Genomic DNA, 22,981 nt, shown 5'->3' with positions numbered 1-22,981 from the left:
TTTCACGGGCCGGCTTGAATCAGAAGCAGGACGGGATTAATTCCCGTCCTGCTTTTGTTTTGCCCGCCGGAATTTATACGTAAACGCCCTTGTGATGGAGGCGGAGCGCCGGACAGCCGGGTGAGCAAGCTAACGCCGGAAGGGCGGGTCAGATTCCCTGATAGCGGTGCGAGGTGCGAAGATAACTGGGCTGGGGTGACGTACAGCACACTGTATGGATACCGCGCCCCGGACATCGCACCCAGGGATAGGAACGAAGGTATGTCTACTGACAATTTCCCCAAGCGGCCGCTGAACCACGCAGACGCTGTGGATGACGACGGCGGCACCCCCGCCAAGTGGAAGGTCGTCGGTCCCGGACTGGTGGTTGCCGCCACCGGCGTCGGCGCCGCGGACATGGTGGCCACACTGGTGGCCGGATCCCGCTACGGGTACGCATTGCTTTGGGCAGTGGTCCTCGGCGTGGTCCTGAAAATCATCCTGGTGGAAGGAGCCGGCCGCTTCACCCTGGCGACCGGCCTGACCATTTTCGAAGGCTGGCGGTCGCTGGGTAAATGGACCACCTGGTACTTCGGCCCCTACATCATGATCTGGGGCTTCATCTACGGGGCCACGGCCATGTCCTCCGCTGCCCTGCCGCTGGCGGCAGTCTTCCCGGTCCTGCCGCTGACTGCCTGGGCGGTTCTGATGGGCCTGGCCGGTTTCGTTATGGTCTGGTTTGGCCGCTATGCCACCTTCGAGAAAATCACCGCCGTGCTGGTCGGGCTGATGTTCGTAACCGTGGTGGGGCTGGCCGTGATCGCCGTGCCCAACATTCCGGCAATGTTCACGGGCCTGATCCCGATGATTCCCGAGGGCGGAGTGTTCTACACGCTGGCTCTCGCCGGTGGTGTGGGCGGAACGATCACCCTTGCTGCCTACGGCTACTGGCTGCGTGAAAAGGGCTGGTACACACCCAAGTGGATGCGGGTCATGCGGATCGACAACTCCATGGCCTACGTGATGACCGGCATCTTCGTCATCGCGATGCTCATTGTCGGAGCCGAAGTGGTCCGTTCGGCTGGAGTATCCCTCTCCAGCGGCGACGCCGGACTGCTGGACCTCTACGACGTGCTCAAGGCGGAATACGGCGACGTCGTCGGCACCGGCTTCCTGATCGGATTCTGGGCAGCGTCCTTCTCCTCGATCCTCGGGGTGTGGAACGGCGTTTCCCTGATGTTCGCCGATTTCTGGGGAAATATCCGCGGCAAGGAATCCGGCCACCCGGACACCCGGATCGGCGGCAAGTACTTCCGTTTCTACGTCCTCTGGCTGACCTTCCCGCCGATGATCCTTTTCCAGCTGGGACAGCCCATTGGACTCATCCTCGCCTACGGTGTGCTCGGCTCGCTCTTTATGCCGTTCCTTGCCGTGACCCTGCTCGGCCTGCTGAACGGCCGCCGCATTCCCAAGCAGTGGGCCAACAAGCTGCACACCAACCTTGCCCTCGGCTTCACGGCCCTGCTGTTCATCGCACTGGGCATCCAGCAGCTCTGGGACAACATCGCCAAGGTGCTGTAGCGGCACCAAGACCCAGGGAGAGCCCTGCAGACTGGCCCGTCACCGACCATCGGTGGCGGGCCAGTTTAGCGCAGCAGCCGTGCTTCTACGAGGGGTGAAACCAAGTAAAAGAAAAGTCGTTACGGGCCATCTACGCAGCGATTCTGCTCAGCTACGCTATTAGCGGCGAGGGAAGGTTGCAGGATGGAAACCAGCTCAACGGGTGGCCTGAACAGGGTCATCGCAGGCCGATACCGACTCATCGAACCAATTGGACGGGGAGGTATGGCCACCGTCTACCGGGGCCAGGACGAAGCGCTGGGACGCGACATTGCCGTCAAACTTTTCCGTGCCAGTGCGGTGGCTCCGGACGACGTCGGGCGGCAGGACAACGAGATGCGCCTCCTTGCGTCGCTGTCCCATCCGGGGCTGGTCACCCTGTTCGATGCGGGCAAGGAGGACCCCGGGACCGCTGGTGCCGACGACGGCGGAGCCGGGGAACCCCGGACCTACCTGGTCATGGAACTGGTGGACGGACCGGACCTCCGCAGGCGCCTGCGCGGCGAGGCGGTCCCGCCCACGGATGTTCCCTCCATCGGTGCCGACCTTGCCGCCGCCTTGGCGTATATCCATGACCGGGGGGTGGTGCACCGGGACGTGAAGCCGGCGAACATCCTGCTCCCGTCCAACGCCACGGGAACAGCGCCGCGGGCCAAGCTGACGGATTTCGGCATTGCCCGGATCCTGGACGGTGCCCGCATTACAGCCGCCGGTGCCACCCTCGGCACGGCCAACTACCTCAGCCCGGAACAGGCCTCCGGGCTCGGGGCGGATGCAGCGAGCGATATCTACTCCCTGGGCCTGGTCCTGCTTGAAGCCGTCACGGGAAGGGTGGAGTTCAACGGCAGCGCGGTCGAGTCCGCCGTCGCCCGCCTCAGCCGGGACCCTCAGATTCCGGTATCCCTCGAAAGCCACTGGCGCGGTCTCCTGGCCGCAATGACCACACGCGACCCCGACCTCCGGCCGACGGCGGCAGAAGTGTCCGCGACCCTGCTGGACTACCGCTGGGCGGAAGGCGTTACGCAGCCGGGGCTGATACCGCAGCTGGCATCGGGGCAGGGCAGTCCCTCCCTTCGGACCGCTCGTGCGGACTCCTCGTGGGACCCGTGGAGCGGGCCGGCAACGGCGGAGGCCTCACCGCTGCCGGACGGCGTCGTTACCGGGGCAGCCGACCCGGCCGACGGTCTTGCCGCAGGGCCAGCCAGAGCGGACCGCGGGGCACTGGGGAGGCATCCCTCGGAACCGCTGCCCTCGGTTCCTCCGCCCGTCGACCTTCCGCCCATCGACTCTCCTGCCGTCGACCCTGCTGTCGACCCCGCCGTCGACCACCCTGCTCTGTCCGGAGGCCTGCCGCCGGCGTTCCCGCCGAAGATCCCTCCGCCGGTGGGAACTCCATCCGCCGCACAGCCCGCGGCATCGCGGGTACAGGTGCTGGCCGAGCCGCGGCTGTCTTCGGCAGGACGTGCCCTGCTGGCGCTGCTGGTCATGGCAGTGCTGACAGCGGCCGTGGTCCTGATGCTCGGCAGAGCGGGTGCCCTGCCGGACGGAGGAGTCCTTCCGGGCGAGATCGGGCAGAACCTGGACCGGGTGCAGGACAGCTTCGGCCCGTAGCAGTGTTCCGCGCGGGATACTGGAGGAATGAGTACTTCCACCCCCGCCGGTCTTCCCAGTGACAGCCGCTGCCCCTGCCTCAGCGGGGAAACCTATGGCAACTGCTGCGGACGCTTCCATTCCGGAGCGGCCGCCGCTCCCACGGCTGAGGCATTGATGCGTTCGCGGTACAGCGCCTTTGCCACCGGCAACGCCTCCTACCTGCTGGACACATGGCACCCGGACCACCGCCCCAAGACGCTGGACTTGGACCCGGACATCGAATGGCGCCGGCTGGATATTCTTTCCACCTCCGGCGGCGGCCCCCTGGACACCACCGGGACGGTGGAATTCCGGGCACACTACCGGCAGGACGGCCAGCGCGGTACCCAGCAGGAACTCAGCAGATTTGTCCGGGAACGGGGCCAATGGCTGTATCTGGACGGACGATAACCCCCGGCATCTTCCGGCCCGGTCGGGGTGGCACCTAGGCTGGAAAGCATCCGACGGCGGCCCCGTAAACAGGCCCGCTCAGGGAAGCTCCCGAAACGCAGGCACATCAGAGGCCCTGCATCTAAGTCGGATGAGCAGGCGAGGACACCATGAAAGCACTCGTTTACGAAGGACCCGGACAGAAGTCGTGGAAGGACGTGCCGGATCCGCAGATCCAGGACCCGCGTGACGCCATCGTCAAGATAGATACCACCACCATCTGCGGCACCGACCTGCATATCCTCAAGGGCGACGTTCCGGCAGTCACTCCGGGCAGGATCCTGGGCCATGAGGGCGTCGGCACCGTGACCGAGACCGGCTCCGGGGTGAACGCCTTCAAAACCGGAGACAAGGTAATCCTGTCCTGCGTCTCGGCGGACGGCTCCTGCAGTTTCTGCAAGGACGGGCTATATTCGCACTGCACCGGAGAGGAAGGGCAGTCCGGTATCGGCTGGATCTTCGGACACCTGATCGACGGAACGCAGGCCGAGTACGTCCGCGTACCCTACGCGGACACCTCCATGTACCGGCTGCCGGAAACCGTCTCACAGGAGCACGGCGTCCTGCTCAGCGACATTTTCCCCACAGGATTTGAAATGGGTGTGCAGTACGGGCAGGTCCAGCCGGGCGACGTCGTCGCAGTGATCGGTGCAGGCCCCGTGGGGCTGGCTGTGATCGCGACCGCGGGACTGTACGGTGCGGCGAAGATCATCGCCGTGGACCTGGACGCCAACCGGGTGGAACAGGCCCAAAGGTTCGGTGCCACCCACGGAGTGAACTCCGGGGATAAGAACTGGCGCGAACAGATCATGGACCTGACCGACGGCTGGGGCGTGGACGTCGCGGTGGAAGCCGTGGGCATCCCAGCCACGTTCGAGATGTGCACCAATATCGTCCGGCCCGGCGGCAACGTGGCCAACGTGGGGGTACACGGGACGCCCGTGAGCCTGGACCTGGACCGGCTCTGGATCGAGAACATCAACATCAGCATGGGCCTGGTCAACACAAATACCCTGTCCATGCTCCTGAAGCTGATTGCCGAGGGGAAGCTGCCGGCCGAGGAGTTCATCAGCCACCGCTATCCGCTGGGCGACATCCTCACGGCGTACGACACCTTCTCCCGGGCCGCCGAAACCAACGCGCTCAAGGTGATCCTGCAGGCCTGAGCGGCGCACCTGGAGTGGACGGGCGGCAGCTGCCGCCCGTCCACTTTTTTGCGCACCGGCGGCACAGGCAGATAATGGGACCGCGGCCGCGTTCGCCCCCGCAGTTCTTCGCCCAAAAGAGGTTTTCCATGTCTAACGGCACCATGATCGCAGGACGGCTCAACGTCGAGACGGGCACCTTCGCCATGAAGGAAGTTCCGATTCCCGATCCCGGGCCGGGTTTTGTCCGTATCAAGGTCGGAGCGGCCGGCGTCTGCCTGTCGGACGTGCACCTCATCCAGGGCCTGCTGCGCCCGCAGTTCCTCAAGGGCAACGAGGTCACCCTCGGCCATGAGGTGGCCGGAACCGTGGATCTGCCCGGGGCTGGTGTCACCTCCGTTGCTCCCGGCGACCGTGTGGTGCTCCAGGCCGGTTACGAATACAACGGCGTCACGCTCACCATGGGTGTTGACTACGACGGCGGCTGGGCCGAGTACCTGGTGGTTCCCGCCGGCGTGCTGGTACCGCTCGGCAATGACATCCCCTTCGACCAGGCCTCCATCATCCCCGACGCCGTGTCCACACCGTGGGGCGCCATCGCTTCCACCGCCGATGTGCGTGCCGGTGAAGCAGTAGGTGTCTGGGGGATCGGCGGACTCGGCGCCCACGGAGTGCAGCTGCTGCGCCTGATCGGTGCCGCGCCGATCATTGCCGTTGATCCGATCCCCGAGGCACGCGCACGGGCCCTGGAATTTGGGGCCGACATTGCCCTCGATCCGATGGCGGAGGACTTCTCCGAGGCCATGAAGGCAGCCACCGGCGGCAAGGGGCTCGACGCCGCCCTCGACTTCGCCGGCGTCGACGCCGTCCGTGCCCAGGCCATCAAGTGCCTGGGCCGGGGCGGACGCCTCGTACTGGTAGGCCTGTCCGGCAAGCCGATGACCATTGATGACAGCACCGGCTTTTCCTACGCACGCAAGCAGATCCGGGGCCATTACGGCTCCGAGGCGCACCACGTGCCGCAGCTGGTGTCCCTGGCCAGGCTCGGCCGGCTCGACTTCGCCAAGTCCGTCAGTGCGCGCATTCCGCTGGCTGACGCGGAGCAGGCCGTCAAGGCCCTCGACGCCAAGGAAGGCAACCCGATCCGTTTGGTGCTGATCCCGTAGCTTCGGGAGGTGAAACAGCAGGAGCTCCCCGCACGTGCGGAGAGCTCCTGCTGTTTAATCCCGGCCGGAATGGAACAGCCTGGAATTGGGACGAAGGGAAGTCCGGGCCATAGACTTCGGCGGTGCATTCCGGACTGCTGCTGACCATCCTGATTGCCGTATTTGCCGGTGGCATCGCGCAGCGTGTGGCCGGGATCGGATTCGGGCTGCTGCTTGCACCGTTCTTCATCATTGCCCTCGGCCCGTATCCGGGGGTGGTGGTGACCAACGTGTGCGGTGCGCTCGCAGCCGGTCTGGTGATCGCACAGGTCTGGCGGAATATCGACTGGAAGATGTACGCCACGCTGGCGGTGCCGGCCGCGGCCGGTGTGCTCGGGGGAACCTATGCTGCCTCGGTCCTCCCGCCGGGACCGCTTGAAATCGGAGTCGGCCTCTTTATGCTCGCCGCACTGACCTCGTCCCTCGTGCTGAACCGGGCGGACGTGGTCCTGCGTGGCGAATCCCCGAAAGTTGCCGCCGGCCTGCTGGCCGGAATCAGCAACTCCATGGCCGGAGCAGGGGTTCCCGCCGTCAGCGCCTATGCGGTGCTGGCGCGGTGGCCGCAGGCATCCTTCATGGCAACCATGCAGCCTTTCCTGGCTACGCTGAGCCTTACAACTATTGCTGTCCACGCCGTCATTGACCCGGGGGAGTGGCCGGAACTCGCCTGGTGGACCTGGGTGCTGCTGTGCGTCCTGACGGTCGCCGGGCTACGGGCGGGAAACTGGCTCGCACCGCGCGTCAACGAAACCGCCGCCCGCCGCGTCGTCGTCGTACTGGCCTATCTGGGTGCCGTTTCCGCCCTGGTCAAGGGGATCATCGACCTGCAGTAAGGCCCGGGACCTACTTGGATTTGCCCGCGTGTTCCTTGGCAGCCTTGGCGGCCTTTGCCGCGGCACCAACCTTGGCAACCTTGGCCACCCGGGCCGCCTTGGCCTTCCTGGCATCTTTGGCAACCTTGGCGGCCTTGCCAGCTTCGGCTGTCTTCGCCGCCTTCGCTGTCTCGGCTGTCTTGGCGGCCTTGGCACTCCTATTGGCCTTCGCCGCAGCCTTCGCGGCCGCCTTGGCGCCAACGGCCACCGCGGTGCCCTTCACCGGCGTCGGGACCTTGACGACCTTGATCTTGGTCTTGGGCCGCTTGCGGTCCAGGATCAAAGCCGCCGCAACGCCCGCCATCCAGGTGTCCTTGGCCAGCCCCATGCCGTCTGCGCTGGGGCGGATACCGTCCTGCTCAGTCATGCCCGGCGTCTTCAGGTACATCCGGACCATGCCGCCGGAGAAGCAGCCCAGGATGAGTCCGGCGAGCCGGCTGGGTACGAAGGGAAGCAGCAGGGACAGCCCCACGCAGATCTCGGCATTGCTCAGCAGCTTGCCGAATTTCACCGGCTCAATGTCCTGGACCTGGGGAAAGGCATTGGCAGCCATCTGCTGCAGGCCTGCCGCGCTTTCGGCATCCAGATTGCGCTTGTTGAGGCCGGAGTTGAGGATATAGGCGCCGGTGGTCAGGCGCAGGGGGATATGGCTGATTTTCATGGAATTCCCTTCGCAGACGATGCAATTCCGAGCCTACGGCGGTCCCCGCCCTGCGCGCCAGAGTGGAAGCCGGATGAATCCGGCACGTAACTCCCGGTAAATTCCCGAAACGCGCAGGAACAGGTTACTCACCAGTCGCTAAGTCTGGTTTCATGAAGGGGTACGCCGCAGCAGCTGCCGACACGAGAAGGTTCCGATGGAATTGCTCCCGGCCGAGCATCCCCGCCCGCGCCATTTCCTCCTCCATCTAAGCGACACGCACCTGCTCGGGGGTGAGGACTGCCTGTACGGTGCGGTTGACAGCCACGCCAAGCTCCGGGACCTCTTTACCCGCCTTGAGGACGGAGGCCAGCGGCCCGACGCCATCATCTTCACGGGCGACCTTGCGGACCGGGGTGAGGCCCGCGCCTATGCCCGGCTGCGGGAAACCGTCCTCCCGGCCGCCGAGAGGATGGGCGCCAGGGTGATCTGGGCGATGGGCAACCACGATAACCGCGCGGCCTTCCGTGAGATCCTGCTGAGCGAAGCGCCGGACATGTCCCCGGTGGACCAGGTGCACCACCTGGGCGGGCTGCGGATCATCACCATGGACACCACGGTTCCGGGCTACCACCACGGGGAACTCAGTGAGGGTCAGCTCGCCTGGCTGCGGCGTGAGTTGCAGACCCGCGCTCCGGAGGGAACCATCCTCGCCATGCACCACCCGCCGGTCCCCAGCGTGCAGGACCTCGCTGTCCTGGTGGAACTGCGGAAACAGCACCGGCTTGCCGAAGTGCTGGCAGGAAGCGACGTCCGAGCCGTCATTGCCGGGCACCTGCACTACTCGACCTTCAGCACCTTCGCCGGCATCCCCGTCTCCGTGGCATCCGCCACCTGTTACACGCAGGACCTGACGACGCCGGGGACGCGCGGGCAGGATGCGGGACAGGGATACAACATGGTCCACCTGTACGAGGACTCGGTAGTGCATTCCGTGGTGTCCCTGCAGGAAAGCCGCACCGTTGGGAAACCCGTAGGGCCGGAGGAAACCGAGGCGCGCCTCGCCGCAGCCGGTATCAGCATTGCGGACGCCCGCGCCCTCGCGTCCGCCTAATCCGTGGCCGGTTCCGGACCCAGATTGAAGAACCGCCCGGTCACCGATTCGGGGATAATCTCCACGTAGCGGTACTTCTCCGTCCGGACCCAGGGCCGCAGGGGAAGCGCGTCCGCGGCCTCAATCTCGCCCGACGTTTCCAATGGCCGGGTGGTTCCCTTGACGACGACGGACCATGCCTCGGCGCTGTGGATGCCGTCGGCTTCGAAAGCGACGTGCGTATTAACCGTCATTTCCGCCAGTTTGGTGCCCGGCGCCGTGCGGATGAGGAGTACGCCGTCGTGCGCCAAATAGTTGATCGGATAGATGCTGGGCCGGTTGGCCACGCTGACCGCGAGCCGGCCGTGGTGCGTGTTCTCGAGGTACTTCCAGCTCTGTTCGGCGGACAGTTCAACGACTGGTGGCAGCTCTTCAGTGCTCATGAACACAGTGTGCCAAGGGGTGTCCCGGACCGCCACTATCAGGCTGCTTATGAACTTGACTCGGCCCCGGACCTTGCAAGAGAGTGGACTAGGTAGTATTTACGACCAAGCTAAGTACCGCACCCTCGAGGAGCACACGTTATGACAGACGCAGAACAGCAGAATCCCGCAGACGGACAGAACGCTGCCGGCGATCCGAAGACCCTGACCACCCGTCAAGGACACCCGGTCTACGACAACCAGAACACCCGTACTGTGGGATCCCGCGGTCCGGCTACCCTCGAGAACTACCAGCTCCTCGAGAAGATCAGCCACTTCGACCGCGAGCGGATCCCCGAGCGCGTGGTGCACGCGCGCGGTTTCGTGGCGTACGGCGAGTTCGAAGCCACCGGCAAGTGGGGCGACGAGCCCATTGCCAAGTACACGCGCGCGAAGCTCTTCTCCGAGCCCGGCAAGAAGACTGACGTCGCCATCCGCTTCTCCTCCGTGATCGGCGGACGCGACTCCTCCGAGGCCGCACGCGACCCGCGCGGTTTTGCCGTCAAGTTCTACACCGAAGACGGCAACTGGGACCTGGTCGGCAACAACCTCGGCGTCTTCTTCATCCGCGACGCGATTAAGTTCCCCGACGTCATCCACTCCCTGAAGCCGGACCCCGTCACCTTCCGCCAGGAATCGGCACGCATCTTCGACTTCATGTCGCAGACCCCCGAGGCCATGCACATGCTGGTAAACCTCTTCAGCCCGCGCGGCATCCCCGCCGACTACCGCCACATGCAGGGCTTCGGCGTGAACACCTACCGCTGGGTCAACGCTGCCGGTGAGTCCAAGCTGGTCAAGTACCACTTCCAGCCGCGCCAGGGCGTGAAGTCCCTGACCGAGGAAGATGCCGCCAACATCCAGGCCAATGACCTGGGCCACGCGTCGAAGGACCTCTACGAGGCCATCGAACGCGGCGACTTCCCCAAGTGGGACCTGTACGTGCAGCTGATGGACGACCACGACCATCCGGAACTGGACTTCGATCCGCTGGATGACACCAAGACGTGGCCGGAGCAGGAATTCGAACCCAAGCTCATCGGCACCATGACCCTGAACCGCAACGTCGTCGACCACCACAACGAAAACGAGCAGATCGCTTTCGGCACCGGTGTCCTCGTGGACGGCCTGGAGTTCTCGGACGACAAGATGCTTGTTGGCCGTACGTTCAGCTACTCGGACACGCAGCGTTACCGCGTAGGCCCGAACTACCTGCAGCTTCCGGTGAACTCCGCGAAGAACGCACGGGTTGCCACCAACCAGCGCGGTGGCCAGATGTCCTACGGCACCGACCTCGCGCCGGGCCAGAACCCGCATGTGAACTACGAGCCGAACATCACGGGCGGCCTGCAGGAAGCACCGAAGCCGGAGCAGGCCGAGGTTGGCCCGGAACTCGTTGGCCGCCTGACCCGCGCCCGCCTGAACCGCACGAACGACTACATGCAGGCCGGACAGCGCTACCAGCTGATGGAGCAGTGGGAGAAGGACGACCTGGTCGCCAACTTCATTGCCAACGTCGGCCAGGCAGCCCGCCCGGTGCAGGAGCGCATGCTCTGGCACTTCTACATGAGCGATGACGAGCTGGGTGCACGCGTCGGCGAGGGCCTGGGCATCAGCCTGGACGAGATCAAGGATCTCGGCCCGCTGGCCACCCAGACGCTCAATGAGGAAGAAACCGAGCGGATGAAGAACCTGGGCCACAACGGTCCCCGGAACGTCGAGGGCCTCACCATGACCCACTGCGTGCCCAACGAGCACGTAGTCGTCACCCGGTAAGGCACCGGTTCCGACTCAACGCAGTCAACGACGGCGCGGGCGCACTTCGGTGCGCCGGCGCCGTCGTCGTTTAACCCGCTACTTCTCCCACGGAGCCACGATGGGGAAGTACTTTTCGAGGAACTCCGTCACGCGTGCGGTCCGCTCCTCGGCGGGGACTTCCGGGAAGCTCCCGTCGTTGAGGCAGAACATGTCCACGTGCCGCTTGGCGAGCAGCCTGTCCATCACCTTCAGGCCCGCGTAGCTGGTGGTGTCGACATACCGGACCTTCGCCGTCTCCTGCGTGACCGCCCGGCCGGTGAGCAGCGCATAGTAGTGATAGAGCGAATTGGTGACGGAAATGTTGTCCTTGGCCCGGAATGTGCTGGCCGCAGTGGCGGCGAACTCCTCGGGAAAAGCCTCCTCCATTTCCAGCAGGACGCTGCGGCGCAGGGGAGCGGCCGAGTGTTCCAGATGGCGGGTGGTAACCCTGCCGAAACGTTCCCAGAGCAGGCGCCGGTTCACCCGGGCCGCGTTCTCGAAGCCGCTGCGCTCGGGATCGTTCGCGCCGAGGCCGATCCGGGTGTTGGCCTCAATGAACTTCGTAATCCCACCGGGGGAGAAGAACATATCCGGGGCAACCGGCCGGCCGAAGAACATGTCGTCATTGGAGTACAGGAAGTGCTCCGCGAGTCCCGGTATGTGCTGAAGCTGGGCTTCGACGGCCTGGGAATTGTGGGTGGGCAGCACCCCCGGGTCCTTGAAGTGCTCCGCCGCCGGAACGAAGGTGACGGACGGGTGGTCGGCCAGCCAGTCCGGCCGCGGGGAATCCGAGGCAATGAAGATCCGGCGGATCCAGGGTGCGAACATATGCACCGACCGGAGCGCGTATTTCAGTTCGTTGATCTGCCGGAACCGGGCTTCGTGGTCATCCCCTTCACCCACAACGGCGCCCTGCATCCGGGCGGCGCGGGCGGCCTGGAACGTGGGGGAACTGCCGTCCACCCAGGAGAAGACCAGATCGATGTCGAACCGGATATCCGTGGCGTGGTCGGCGAACATGTTCTCGATGGTCGGCCAGACCAGGCCGTGCTTTTCCACCGTGCCGCGGACCACCTCGGAGGCGGGGAGCGTGCGGCGGGTCAGGGAGTTTTCCACCGGAAGGGTGATGTTCTCGCCGTCCAGGTCCCAAAGTTCAATCTGCACACCGGCTGCACCCGAGATCAGCAGATTGGTGCCGGTGAAGGCCCTCGGCCGGTACACCCGGATGATGCGGGCCTTGTCGCTGGCGGAGAGGCTGCCGTCGGCAATCAGCAGGGTGCGGCTCTTTTTGGTATCCACGGTGCGGGCGTAGAAGGGCTCGTCGCGGCAGGCGTCGACCAGTGCCTTCGTCAGCTGCTGGCGCATCCGCAGGTCGACGGCGATGACCGGACGCTGGTCGTTGCCGCGCACCAGCAGGTAGGCGATGCCGGCGTCGTCGAGCACCCGGCGGACAAACAGCAGGTCCGCCACCATCGCCTCGTGCGGCGTGAGCCCGGTGTCCATAAGGGCCAGGCGGCCCTTGACGAAGGCGACGTTCGGGCGTTGCTCCACCCGGTGGAGCACGGCAGGCGAAGCGGGCTGGAGGGACTCCGGTGCGATATCCGGTTCCGGCGCTCCGAAGTAGACATCGTGTTCGGCGGCTGTATCGGTAATGGGAACCTCCTATGACGGTTCGGCGCCCGCAATGCAGGCGCTGGTTGAGTGCTGCGCTGCACGGGAGCTGCTTGCCGGTCATCCGGCGGGGTCCTTCGGGAAGCGCCCGAGATGCTCCGGGCGCTATGTGCTCAACTGTAGGCCGCCAGTAGCATTGATTTCGGACACGGACATTCCGGGAGTCGATGTGGGATACCGTAACACCGCCCGAAGCAGCACCGCCCGAAAAGCCATCACGCGTAACAGTTTTGCCCCTCAAAGCGCCCTGATCGCGGCAGCATTGCTCCTCACCAGTATCTCATCCTGCGCTCCGCCGCCCCAGTCCGGGCCGACGTCGTCGGACTCCGCCGATGCATGGTCCAGCTACACGACGGTGGACGGCAGCCTGCGCTTTGACCACCCGTCGGACTGGGAGGTCGTGGAGCTGCCGTCTCGGGCCAACGATCCGTTGGGCGGCGTGTCCCTGCAGGTGGTCGACGGCGGCCGGGTGCTGGCCCAGCTGGATACGGGCATCATCACCGACCTGAGCTGCACCGCGCCTGCGGAACCCGCCTCCTATGAGGAATACGAGAGTGTCCCGATGCCGGGACTGGAGTCGAAGCAGGGGACCGATCAGCGTTTTGTGTACCGTTCCCTGGCGCCGGCCGGCCCCTGGGGTGCCCAGGCAACCTATGCGGTGGTGAGCGGAGAGCCCCAGGCGGTGCAGTGCGGGTTGTTCGATTTCTTTACCTTGACCGAGTCCAGCGGCGGCCGGTTCGCGGGGGAGTACGGGAATGCTGCCGGAACTGCGGACGGGCCGGAAGCTGTGGAGGACTATCTTGACGGCGCCGAGCAGTACCGGGAGACGCAGGAATACCAGGATCTGAAGGAGATGCTGACGTCACTGCGCAACGCTCGGTAGCGGCCGGGGTTCCGGGGTCCTTCAACAAACCCATAAGTAGCTTGGCTTTGTTGAGCACTCTGGTGGCATGTGGATAAGTGGGTAGGCCCTGCGGCGGGCTGATTATCATGGCCTGATCGAGTGCTTGATCCTGTCTCGCGGCCGACCCACCTCCTGGGGGTTTTCGAATGTTCAGAAGTACTGCGCTTCGTTGTACCGTGCGGCTGAGATTTGTGGCTGCGGCAGTTGTGGTTCCGATGCTGTTCCTGACGGCCTGCACTGACGCGTCGGGCGATTCCGGCGATTCGGGGGATGGTGGAACGCCGTCTAGCCAGGCTTCCACACCGACGCCGACACCAAGTCCGACGCCCAGCGCCATGTACAAGCCGGCTTCGGCTGAGGGTCCGGCGGAGAACGTTCCACTGCCGGTGATGCCGGAGGAGGCGAAGGTCCAGTCGAAGGAGGGCCTGGAGGCGTTCGCGAAGTATTGGTACGACCTGGTCAATTACGGCTATGAGACGGGGGATGTTGGACCGGTTCAGGCGATTAGCAGCCCGGATTGCGCCGCCTGTCTGAACTACTACGAAGCCGTTGAACAAGGATTCATTGGTGATGACTGGATGGCCCAAGGTCACATCGAAGTCAAGGACGCCTATTCAGAATTTGTTCTGACCCCGCAGGGACGTTTTCAAGTATTGGTTATGCTCCAGCAAGGAGATATGGAGTTCTACGGTCCCTCCGGTCTCCAGGGTATCGATGACGGTGATACGGCCCCGGCAGTGCAGCTGTTCGAGGCAAGCTATGCAGATGGACAATGGACCCTGCTCTTCATCGACACGATGAAGACCAATGTGCCATGAGGATGAAAAAGGTCCAGATTCACCGGGTGTTGGCTGCAGCTTTGTTGATGCTTCCAATGGTCGGTCGAGGGGGCGATACTGCTGGTGAGGGCTCTTTCGTTGGCGGAAGTAACGTCGGGGGTTCTGCCGCCTATCAGCGCGATCCTGACAGCGGAATGTGGACTTCGATGCCGATCGGCATCCCGGATAATCCCTTTGGCTACCGTTTCGAACTGGTCTGCTTTGACGATACGACGGGATACCTAGAGTGTCTGGCTGGTAACCAGGACGCGTGTACGGCAGGTGAAGACGGTCGGCTTGTTTATTGGTTTTCCGGCCTGAGGAACACCGATCCGGCCACCTGGTTGCGGGTCAGCGATACCCCGTCCTGCATCTATTCCGAAGAACCCGTGGACATCGGTGAGCAGATTCAGCAGCAAATCCTCACTGCCTTTCAGGAACGCCCGATAGCCGCCGGGAAGGTGGTCCTGCAGCCCAGCCCGCACACCCTGGTGGGGATGGAAACCAACGTCTACGTCGAGGCCGCTGAGCAGGTTTTCGAGATGGTCCTGCTGGAACAGACCATACGAATTGTTGCCACTCCCACCGAGTTCGAACTGAACTACGGCGACGGGACTGTGTACGGTCCCACAGCCGGTCCGGGCGCGCCGCTGTCCCAGGACCGGTGGGGAGAGCAGACCAGGACGAGCCATAAATATGCCGCCAGCGGCGATTACCAGGTGGGGGCCACTGTTCATTTCTCCGGAACCTACTCGGTGAACGGCGGACCGATGATTCCCATCGACGGCCGCGCCGCCGTGTCCTCCGAACCGCAGACCCTGCGCGTGTGGCGGGCCGAAACCCGCAGCGTCGCGGATAACTGCCTGGTCAACCCGAACGGTGTGGGTTGCTAGGTCCCCATAAAAGGTCCTGCTGCGGGGCAGGACCGATGACAGTTGCTACACGGAATTCGGCCTCGGCACCGCAAAGAGCGTCCGGGGGTCCTGCAGCACGGCTGGATACGCGAACGCAGAGCGGGGAATTTCTCCGGTCAGCTTCACTGGCCGCACGGCCGTATCGTTCGTGAGCTCCACCGGACCGGCACGGCCCAACAGCAGTGTGTTCCTGTCTGCAGGAGAAAGGACAGCCACCGGATCGCCGTCGTCCATATCCTCCAACAGCCGCACCAGCTGCCGGCCCTTCTTGCCGGTGATCGGAGCCCCCTTCACGGAAAGCATCGGCAGGACAATCGCGGCAGCATCGCCGTCGGGCACGGCACGGGCCACCCACAGCGCATCGCTGGGATCCGGATCCACCGGATCGGGAACGTCGGCAGGGGAGGGCCAGACATACGGCAGCCCGCCGTCGGTATCCGGAAATAACGGACCGTAGACCTCAGGGGACTTCGTGATCAGGTTGGACCGGTGGCTGCGGTGCAGCTCCTCGTTGCCGATCCATGATGGAAGGTCGACGTCGGCCTCCGCCGCAGCATCCGGAGCGAACTCCAGGATCTGGTCCCGGACGGTATCGGCATGTCCGCGGGCAACCCACTCGTCCGTCATGGCCAGCCCGTAGGCGGTGAGCGCCGGCACAAAGCCCTTCCACATCAGCAGGGCGGGGTGGCGCTGCCAACCGTAGTCGGGAACCACCAGGCCGCGCAGCAGCTGCAGCGTCTCCACCCGCTGCTTACCCAGCCGCGCCTGGTCCAGGACAGCGGCGCTGCGGGCGAAACTCGGATAGGGAAGGAAGGTCTGCACGGGCCTAGTCTGTCACTGCGGTCCGGTGCCAAGCCGCCGGACCATGATCAGGTCCCGGAAGGTATGCCCGCCCACCTGGAAGGATCGGCGTCCGGAGGTCTGGAACCCCGATTTGCGGTAAAAGGACTGGGCCCGCACATTTCGGTTGTTGACGCCAAGCCAGAGGGACCGGGCGCCGACGGATTCCGCCGCGCCCGCAGCAGCCTCAATCAACTGCCCTGCCAGCCCGCTTCCGTGCACGTCCGGATGCAGATAGAACTTGCTCAGTTCGGCCGAGGGACGACCCGACTCCAGCGACTCGAGCACCTCCGGGTCCGACGGCGGTGCCAGCACCAGCAGGCAGTACCCCAGGAGCCTGCCGTCCTGCCGGGCCACCAGCACTTTGCAGGACTCGTCAGCGAGGAAACCGGTGAACCGTGCGGCGGAAAGATTCGCCGCCACAAACGCTGCACTGTCTTCCGGAGTTACTTCCGGCGGGCAGGCGAGCGGAAAGGTGAGGGCAGCCAATTCGGCGAGCCCGGGCACATCTTCAGGTGTTGCGGAGGAGATGGAAGCTTGCACCCTTCCAGCATAGGCACGCGCGGGTGCGTGACCCCGTCCGGCTGCGAGACCAGCCGCGAGACCGGACGGAGTCCAGCAGAAACTCAGTAGCGTGCGTACAGCTCGCCTACGTGCAGGGCAGCCGCGACGGTGTTGTCCGGCCCCGGCAGCGGGCAGGCCCAGGCCTCGTCGTAGGCACAGGACGGGTTGTAGAGGAAGTTGAAGTCCAGCACCAAGCTGCCGGGCAGCTCACCGGCACCAAGATTGGCGCCCTTGATGGTGTCCAGCAGGTAGCGCCCGCCGCCGTAGCTGCCGCCGTCTTTGCCGGAGGTGGCGTCCCGGACGGGAATGAAAATCCCGCCGCCGTAGGTGTCGAGATGCCACACCGCCAGGTTGCCCACACCGTCAACGGCAACCGTGCCAAGCCGGGTGAACGGCACCACGCCGTCCGTCCCGGTGGCAACTTCCATCGTCTGCCCGGCACCGGCGTCGTCAATCACGGCCTCGAACCGGAACGCGGGATCGTAGCGGGCGGTCTGCAGCCCGCGGAAGCGGCGCCGCACGTCCTCGGGAAGGGGCGACGCCGGGTGGGTGCCGAAGAGACGGTCCCGCCCGGTGGCCCACAAGGCGTGGGCGTGTGACGGCGAGATGCCCTCGGCAGCGCGCCTGGCCTGCTCATAAAGGGCGAACATGTTACGGCGCCAATCGGCGGTGGCAAGGGCTGTGACGGAAGATACCATTCTTCCAGCGTAGTGTGTTCGGGTGACTACCGGACTCCTCATCGTGGTGCTAGGCGCCGTCTTTATCGGTGCCATCGCCCAGCGCATCGCCGGCCTGGGGTTCGCGCTCCTGATTTCCCCGTTCCTCGTGATCATCCTCGGCTCCCACGGGGGAGTGCTGATGGTGAACATCTGCGGACTGGTCTCCTCGCTGCTGATCATGAGCCGCGTGTGGCGGGACGTGGACTGGTCCATGTACCGCTGGCTGGCCATTCCCGCAGTCATTGCCAGCGTGCCGGCCTCCGCTGCCGCGGTATATCTGCCGGCAGCGCCGCTGGCCGTGACCGTGGGCGCCGTCGTCCTCGTAGCCCTGAGCATCTCCCTGCTGCTGCAGCGCACCTCCCTGGTGCTGACCGGAAACGTCTCCAAAGCCGTGGCTGGATTCGCCTCCGGAATCACGAACGCGCTGGCCGGCGTCGGCGGTCCTGCCGTGAGCGTGTACGCGCTGTTGTCCCGCTGGCCGCAGCGGCCGTTCGCCGCCACCCTGCAGCCGTTCTTTGTCACCATCGCCATCGTCACCCTGACCTCCAAGCTGCTGCTGGACCCGGGACAGGTGCCGCCGTTCCAGCCGTGGGCATGGGCGCTGATCGGACTCATGATTGTGGGCGGCATCTACACAGGTGAAAAACTGCAGCGCTTCATCCGTGATGACCAGGCCCGGCTCGCCGTGATTGTCATTGCGTTCATCGGTGCCGCCGCCGCCCTCACCAAGGGCCTGATCGACCTCTAGGAACAACCGGCCGTTATCCGACTCACGCCGGCACCTCAGCGGGCTGCACCAAGCCGGATGGCACGATAGAAGCGATGAAAATTTTATTGCGGCCGAAGAAGCCGGGCGTGCCACCCATGCCGCTCTGGCTGCAGGGAACGTTCGAACTGGGCCAGGCCGCGCTGCTATCAGCGCTGCTGGTCCTCCTGCCGCTGGCAGGCGTGTGGCTTACCCACGGATTCACCGATCTGGACTTCCCCTCCGTGGCCCGGCTCGGCGGACAGGCCTGGCTGCTGATCCACGGCGTGCCGCTGTCCCTGAGCTTCCCCGCAGGCGAACTGGGTTCGGACCCGGCCTCCGGGCTGCTCTCCTTCTTCCCGCTGGGGCTGACGCTGGTTCCGTTCTTCCTGTCCTGGCGGGCAGGTCGCCGGCTGGCGCGTGCCTGCTACACCGACCAGCTGTGGCAGGCGCTGCTGGGCGCTCTGGGAACGTATGCGCTTCTCGGCGCCGCAGCGGCGTACTTCAGCAGCACCGACGGCGTACGGATATCCCTGACAGCCGGAGCCCTGGTTCCCCTGATCGCCGCCGGTGCGGGGGTCATTGTGGGCGCCCGGATTGAAGCCGGTTCGTGGGTGCGGCTTATCGGCATGGACCTGACGGATTGGATTGCCCGCACCAGCCAGCATTCCCGCTGGGCCGGCTCCTATTTGTGGGCCGCACTGCGGGCCGGAGCGGTGGGCATACTCGCCGCACTCGGCCTCTCCGCCGTGCTCCTGGTGGCAGCGCTGGCGATGAACTGGGCCTCGATCGCGTCGGTTTATGAACGGCTCGACGCCGGTGTGGTGGGCGGCGTGGTGCTCACCGTGGTGGAACTGGGACTGATGCCCAACTTCGTGGTCTGGACCCTCGGCTGGGCGTCGGGTGCCGGCTTCTCCCTCGGAACCGGCAGCATGATCAGCCCGCTGGAAACCACGGTAGGTCCATTGCCCGCGCTTCCGGTCCTGGCCGCCCTGCCGGTGGGGAGCATGGAATACGGTTGCGTGGCGCTGCTGATCCCGGTACTGGCCGGCATCCTCGCCGGCTGGTGGTTCCTTCGGGAAGGGGAAAACCACTTCGACGAGTGGCTCTCCATCAAGATCCGCGCCCGTTGGTTTACCGCCCCGGTGTCGACGCTGGCGCTCGGGCTGATCGTGGGTCTGGTCTCCGGACTGCTCGCCGCCGGCGCAGCATGGCTGGCCCTTGGATCGCTGGGCATCGGACGCTTTGTGGGCCTCGGCCCGGATCCGCTCTGCCTGGGACTGTGGGTCGCGGCTGAAGTGGCGGTCGGCGTCGTCATCGGTTACGCCGTGGGCCCGTGGCTCGAGCGTGAACCGAAGCTGGACGCTTAGCGGATCTGCTGGAAGGGCAGGTATTCGGCCTCGCAGGCATCCACGCCGTCAAGGGTGAGGGCGGAGCGCATGCAGGTCTCGTAGGCCGCAGTCTCATCCCAGAGCAGGACCATGCCGGCCAGCCCCAGGGTGGTGAGGGCCGCGACCAGCAGGCCGACGGAGACGAGAATCGGCATGGCCGGGCCCATCCGGCGCCGCGCCAGCTTGACCAGGGCAATGACGCCGACCACCAGGGCCGCAACACCCAGCGCGAGCGGGAACAACTTCCACGGCAGCACCAGGTTGCTGCTCAGCAGCATGGCCGCCACCAGCAGCCAGAACACGCGCACGTACTGCACGGCGTTGCGCTTCTGCTCGGGCCCGGGGTGGCTGCTGCCGGTCGCGGGCGGAGTGGAGGTCTGGTTCTGCGTGCCGTCATTCATGGGTTTAACCCTAGGCGACGCCGCCGCCTATGGTTGACGCATGCGCATCGTTGTCCTCGTGTCCGGCACCGGCTCCAACCTTCAGGCAGTGCTGGACGCCGTCCGGGAGGGAAGGCTCGACGTCGAGATTGCGGCCGTGGGCTCGGACCGCCCCGGCACCTACGGGGTCCAGCGCGCCGCCGACGCCGGCTACCCGACTTTTGTGGTTCCCTTCCGGGACTATCCGGTCCGGGCGGACTGGAACCGGGCGCTCACTGAGAAGGTCTCCTCGTATGAGCCGGACCTGGTGCTCTCCTCCGGCTTCATGCGGATTGTGGACGAACACTTCATCAACAGGTTCCAGGGACGGTACCTGAACACCCACCCGGCCCTGCTGCCGTCTTTCCCGGGCGCGCACGGCGTACGTGACGCGCTTGCCTACGGCGTAAAGGTCACCGGCTGTACGGTCCATTGGGCCGACGCCGGCGTCGACACCGGTCCGATCCTGGCCCAGGCCGCCGTCGAAGTGTTCGACGGCGACACCGAGGAAACGCTGCACGAACGGATTAAGGTACAGGAACGGAGGCTTCTTATCGAAACCCTGGACCGGATCAGCCGCGAGGGCCTGCCGTCCCTGTAACCACCGGCTAGTCCAGCGCCGCTCCCTTGGTTTCCGGAGCGAACCGGGCCATCCACAGCACGGCCAGCAGGACCAGGATCCCGGCCAGGGCGAAGGACATCGGCAGGCCGAGGTAGGGCCAAAGCACCGACACGAAGATCAGCGGACCGAAACCGGCACCGATCCGGGAAATGGTGGACGCCCAGCCGAAGCCGCTGCCGCGCAGATGGGTGGGGTAGAGCTCCGACACATAGGCGTAGAGCACCGGGATGGCCACCTGCACCACAAACCCGTACACCAGCAGCCAGATCGTGGCCGCCGTGGGGACATCCACCACCAGCGCCACCACCACGAGGATGGCGGCCGAGAGCGGGCCGGTGACAGCAAGGATCCACTTCCGGCCGACCTTCTCCACCAGCAGCGCGGCGGCAACCACACCCAGCAGGCCGACGGCGGCCATCCCCGAGGTGGTCAGGAAGGCGCGGTATTCGGCGAACCCGGCGTCGACGAGGATTTTCGGCATCCACTGCAGGGCCAGGTAGTAGACCAGCAGGATGGTCAGGAACAGGGACCAGGCCGCAATGGTGGTTTTGGTGCTGAACCGCCAGAGGTCCGCGAGCTGGGTGCCCATCGTGCCCAGGGACAGCTTCTCGGGGGCCTGCGGTTCGGGGAGGGTCCATTCGGTCTGGGTTCCGCCGGTGCGCCGCACCAGATCATCAATCACCGTGGTGGCTTCCTCCGTACGGCCCTTCCTGACGAGGTAGAGCGGAGATTCAGGGACCGAGCGCCGCACCCAGAAGACCAGGAAAGCAGGGATCACCATAACCAGCATGGTGTAGCGCCAATCGGCAAAGGTGGCCATGATGACCGCGGAGGTGACACCGCACAGTGCGGCGCCCACGGGCCACCACCCGTCCATTCCAGTCAGCACGCGCCCGCGCTGCTTCTTGGGCGTGAACTCACCCACCAGGGCGTAGTCCACCGGAACGCAGCCGCCCAGACCAAAGCCCGCCATGAAGCGGAAAACGCAGAACCAGACAATATCCGGGGAAAAGGCGCCGAGCACCGTAAAAATCGAGAACACCAGCAGGGTCGCGGAAAAGGCCCGCTTCCGCCCGATCGCGTCCGCAATGGAACCCCAGACAAAGGCACCGATCGCCATGCCCAAGAGGTTGGCCGTTCCGATCCACGCCGCCTGTGCGGGAGCAAGATCCCATTCCTTTGACAGGAGCGGAATCAGGACGCCGTTCAGCGTGACGTCCCAGGCGTCGAACATAAAACCGAGGCCGCCGATGAGGAAGATCTTGCCCTGGACTCTCCACCGCCACGGCAGATTTTGGACCACCTGGTCTCCGGTGGGCAGGGCATTGGTGACGGACATCGGCATGGTGCCTTTCGGAAGGGAGGTGCGTGGGTTCGGCAAAACAATACATGCACCCGGGGGAGACCTGTGGATAACGCGGTAGCGGCTTTCGGTGTCTCACAAAATGGTGCCGTGGCTGAACATCCACCGGGCATACCCGGCCCCCGCCGCAACGTGTTCCCCGGCCCTGTCTTCACTCTCGACGAGGCGCGTGCCCTTGGCATCACCGCCCCACGCCTTCGCCGGAAGGAATTCGACGCCGCGGGCCGGGGCCTTCGATCGGTGTCCTCTCTGCCGGCTGGGTTGCCGGACCATGTGCGGGCACTCGCTCCGGAGGGCGGACCCACAGTCGCCAGCCACACCACGGCGGCCGTTCTCTGGGGTATGTGGTTGCCTAGTCGGGCGCAGGCCGGAGGACTGCATCTCACCCGCCCGTTACGGCTAAGCCAGCCGCGGCGCCAAGGCGTGGTTGGCCATCATGCGTCACTTCGGCAGGAAGACGTGGTGCGGATTCAAGGCCTCCAGGTGACAAGTCCAGCCTGGACCTGGTGTGACCTCGCTGCAGTGCTCCCGTTTGCTGACCTCGTTGCCGCTGGAGACTCCTTGCTGCGGCTCAAGGATGCACCGCCGCGGGGTGGGTTCCTCGCTCGTGCTGATCCCCTCTGCCACGTGGAAGACCTCCGGAGAATGATTGATCGCCGAAAAGGTGGCCGGGGTATCTTGACCGCGCGGGCGGCCGTGGAATTGCTCCGTCCCGGCGTGGACTCTCCGCCGGAATCACGCCTGCGTCTCCTCATCCACAACGCAGGCCTGCCGGAGCCAGAGGTCAATCAGTGGATTGCCGGACCAGACGGCAGGGCCATCTCCCGTCCCGACCTGCAGTACCGGCGGCTGCGGATCGCCTTGGAGTACGAGGGTGAACACCATCTGCTGGATCCGGCCCAGTGGCATCGGGACATTGAGCGGGATGACCGGCTGCGCCAAGTGGGATGGGTGGTCCTGCGCTTCACGAAGAAGCATCTCCGGCAGGAGAACGCGCCCGCAACGGTGGAGAAGATCCGCAGGACGCTTTTGGACCGGGGATGGCGTCCCGGACAGTCCGTCTGACCATCGAGAGTGCAGTAGTTACCGTTTTTCG

Annotated in this window: 23 protein-coding genes; 15 read left to right on the top strand and 8 right to left on the bottom strand. The window is 65.2% G+C overall.

Going from position 1 to position 22,981, the window contains the following annotated elements; genetic code table 11:
• Positions 1–261: 261 nt before the first annotated feature.
• The 6 genes from QNO03_RS09235 to QNO03_RS09210 all read left to right on the top strand — a co-directional run bounded on the left by QNO03_RS09235 (position 262) and on the right by QNO03_RS09210 (position 6,864).
• Entirely contained in the window at positions 262–1,560 is a 1,299-nt protein-coding gene (locus QNO03_RS09235) for an Nramp family divalent metal transporter (RefSeq protein ID WP_289603058.1), read from the top strand.
• A 183-nt stretch (positions 1,561–1,743) separates the two neighbouring features.
• Entirely contained in the window at positions 1,744–3,210 is a 1,467-nt protein-coding gene (locus tag QNO03_RS09230) for a serine/threonine-protein kinase (RefSeq protein ID WP_289603057.1), read from the top strand.
• 27 nt (positions 3,211–3,237) lie between these two features.
• Positions 3,238–3,642, top strand: coding sequence for a YchJ family protein (locus QNO03_RS09225; RefSeq protein ID WP_289603056.1), 405 nt, complete (start codon positions 3,238–3,240; stop codon positions 3,640–3,642).
• Between the two features lie 149 nt (positions 3,643–3,791).
• Positions 3,792–4,847, top strand: a complete 1,056-nt coding sequence (locus QNO03_RS09220) for a zinc-dependent alcohol dehydrogenase family protein (protein ID WP_229949490.1) — start codon at positions 3,792–3,794, stop codon at positions 4,845–4,847.
• A gap of 128 nt (positions 4,848–4,975) precedes the next feature.
• On the top strand, positions 4,976–5,992 hold the full coding sequence (locus QNO03_RS09215; RefSeq protein WP_289603055.1) for a zinc-binding dehydrogenase: 1,017 nt from the start codon (positions 4,976–4,978) through the stop codon (positions 5,990–5,992).
• A 122-nt stretch (positions 5,993–6,114) separates the two neighbouring features.
• A complete protein-coding gene (locus QNO03_RS09210) occupies positions 6,115–6,864 on the top strand; it encodes a sulfite exporter TauE/SafE family protein (RefSeq protein ID WP_289603054.1) in 750 nt (249 codons plus the stop codon).
• Positions 6,865–6,874: 10 nt separating this feature from the next.
• Here the strand turns inward: QNO03_RS09210 and QNO03_RS14655 are convergent, their stop codons facing one another.
• Positions 6,875–7,564 (bottom strand): hypothetical protein, encoded by a 690-nt coding sequence (locus QNO03_RS14655; protein WP_354003892.1) that lies wholly within the window; start codon positions 7,562–7,564, stop codon positions 6,875–6,877.
• Between the two features lie 196 nt (positions 7,565–7,760).
• Here QNO03_RS14655 and QNO03_RS09200 point away from each other — a divergent pair, with 196 nt between their 5' ends.
• Positions 7,761–8,657, top strand: coding sequence for a phosphodiesterase (locus QNO03_RS09200; protein ID WP_289603053.1), 897 nt, complete (start codon positions 7,761–7,763; stop codon positions 8,655–8,657).
• On the opposite strand, the gene QNO03_RS09195 is transcribed toward QNO03_RS09200, so the two are convergent.
• Complete coding sequence (locus QNO03_RS09195) at positions 8,654–9,079, bottom strand: pyridoxamine 5'-phosphate oxidase family protein (RefSeq protein WP_229949497.1); 426 nt, start codon at positions 9,077–9,079, stop codon at positions 8,654–8,656. The two genes, QNO03_RS09200 and QNO03_RS09195, sit on opposite strands and share 4 nt — an antisense overlap.
• Positions 9,080–9,220: 141 nt before the next feature.
• Between QNO03_RS09195 and QNO03_RS09190 the strand changes: the two genes are divergently transcribed.
• Positions 9,221–10,894 carry a catalase gene (locus QNO03_RS09190; RefSeq protein WP_229949500.1) on the top strand — a complete coding sequence of 558 codons (1,674 nt, stop codon included), beginning with the start codon at positions 9,221–9,223 and terminating at the stop codon, positions 10,892–10,894.
• 78 nt (positions 10,895–10,972) lie between these two features.
• Here QNO03_RS09190 and QNO03_RS09185 read toward each other — a convergent pair whose 3' ends face one another.
• Positions 10,973–12,418 (bottom strand): stealth family protein, encoded by a 1,446-nt coding sequence (locus QNO03_RS09185; protein ID WP_502874577.1) that lies wholly within the window; start codon positions 12,416–12,418, stop codon positions 10,973–10,975.
• A 337-nt stretch (positions 12,419–12,755) separates the two neighbouring features.
• Here QNO03_RS09185 and QNO03_RS09180 point away from each other — a divergent pair, with 337 nt between their 5' ends.
• From QNO03_RS09180 to QNO03_RS09170, 3 genes are all read left to right on the top strand, one after another.
• Entirely contained in the window at positions 12,756–13,469 is a 714-nt protein-coding gene (locus QNO03_RS09180) for a hypothetical protein (protein WP_289603052.1), read from the top strand.
• A 167-nt stretch (positions 13,470–13,636) separates the two neighbouring features.
• The gene (locus QNO03_RS09175; protein WP_289603051.1) at positions 13,637–14,308 is read left to right on the top strand and encodes a DUF6318 family protein; all 672 of its coding nucleotides are present in this window, start codon (positions 13,637–13,639) and stop codon (positions 14,306–14,308) included.
• A complete protein-coding gene (locus QNO03_RS09170; protein WP_289603050.1) occupies positions 14,305–15,201 on the top strand; it encodes a hypothetical protein in 897 nt (298 codons plus the stop codon). The genes QNO03_RS09175 and QNO03_RS09170 overlap by 4 nt, the downstream gene beginning before the upstream one ends.
• 45 nt (positions 15,202–15,246) lie before the next feature.
• Here QNO03_RS09170 and QNO03_RS09165 read toward each other — a convergent pair whose 3' ends face one another.
• The 3 genes from QNO03_RS09165 to QNO03_RS09155 all read right to left on the bottom strand — a co-directional run bounded on the left by QNO03_RS09165 (position 15,247) and on the right by QNO03_RS09155 (position 17,324).
• Positions 15,247–16,044: an MSMEG_6728 family protein gene (locus tag QNO03_RS09165; RefSeq protein ID WP_289603049.1), complete on the bottom strand. Its 798-nt coding sequence runs from the start codon at positions 16,042–16,044 to the stop codon at positions 15,247–15,249.
• Positions 16,045–16,056: 12 nt separating this feature from the next.
• Positions 16,057–16,605 carry a GNAT family N-acetyltransferase gene (locus QNO03_RS09160; RefSeq protein ID WP_289603048.1) on the bottom strand — a complete coding sequence of 183 codons (549 nt, stop codon included), beginning with the start codon at positions 16,603–16,605 and terminating at the stop codon, positions 16,057–16,059.
• 83 nt (positions 16,606–16,688) lie between these two features.
• A complete protein-coding gene (locus tag QNO03_RS09155) occupies positions 16,689–17,324 on the bottom strand; it encodes a DUF1684 domain-containing protein (protein ID WP_289603047.1) in 636 nt (211 codons plus the stop codon).
• Between the two features lie 22 nt (positions 17,325–17,346).
• Here QNO03_RS09155 and QNO03_RS09150 point away from each other — a divergent pair, with 22 nt between their 5' ends.
• Together QNO03_RS09150 and QNO03_RS09145 are read left to right on the top strand one after the other, a co-directional pair.
• Positions 17,347–18,093: a sulfite exporter TauE/SafE family protein gene (locus QNO03_RS09150; RefSeq protein ID WP_289603046.1), complete on the top strand. Its 747-nt coding sequence runs from the start codon at positions 17,347–17,349 to the stop codon at positions 18,091–18,093.
• Positions 18,094–18,209: 116 nt separating this feature from the next.
• Entirely contained in the window at positions 18,210–19,460 is a 1,251-nt protein-coding gene (locus QNO03_RS09145) for a cell division protein PerM (protein ID WP_289603269.1), read from the top strand.
• Here the strand turns inward: QNO03_RS09145 and QNO03_RS09140 are convergent.
• Positions 19,457–19,882 carry a hypothetical protein gene (locus tag QNO03_RS09140; RefSeq protein ID WP_289603045.1) on the bottom strand — a complete coding sequence of 142 codons (426 nt, stop codon included), beginning with the start codon at positions 19,880–19,882 and terminating at the stop codon, positions 19,457–19,459. The two genes, QNO03_RS09145 and QNO03_RS09140, sit on opposite strands and share 4 nt — an antisense overlap.
• Before the next feature lie 40 nt (positions 19,883–19,922).
• Between QNO03_RS09140 and purN the strand changes: the two genes are divergently transcribed.
• A complete protein-coding gene (purN, locus tag QNO03_RS09135; protein ID WP_289603044.1) occupies positions 19,923–20,501 on the top strand; it encodes a phosphoribosylglycinamide formyltransferase in 579 nt (192 codons plus the stop codon).
• A gap of 7 nt (positions 20,502–20,508) precedes the next feature.
• Here purN and QNO03_RS09130 read toward each other — a convergent pair whose 3' ends face one another.
• Positions 20,509–21,861 carry an MFS transporter gene (locus tag QNO03_RS09130; RefSeq protein ID WP_289603043.1) on the bottom strand — a complete coding sequence of 451 codons (1,353 nt, stop codon included), beginning with the start codon at positions 21,859–21,861 and terminating at the stop codon, positions 20,509–20,511.
• 702 nt (positions 21,862–22,563) lie between these two features.
• Between QNO03_RS09130 and QNO03_RS09125 the strand changes: the two genes are divergently transcribed.
• Positions 22,564–22,950 (top strand): endonuclease domain-containing protein, encoded by a 387-nt coding sequence (locus QNO03_RS09125; RefSeq protein WP_289603042.1) that lies wholly within the window; start codon positions 22,564–22,566, stop codon positions 22,948–22,950.
• Positions 22,951–22,981 lie beyond the last annotated feature (31 nt).

The sequence above is a fragment of the Arthrobacter sp. zg-Y877 genome (genome assembly GCF_030373105.1).
Taxonomy (GTDB): domain Bacteria; phylum Actinomycetota; class Actinomycetes; order Actinomycetales; family Micrococcaceae; genus Arthrobacter_B.
Note: the sequence above shows the minus strand (reverse complement) of the source record. Positions and strands in the feature narration are given on the sequence as shown.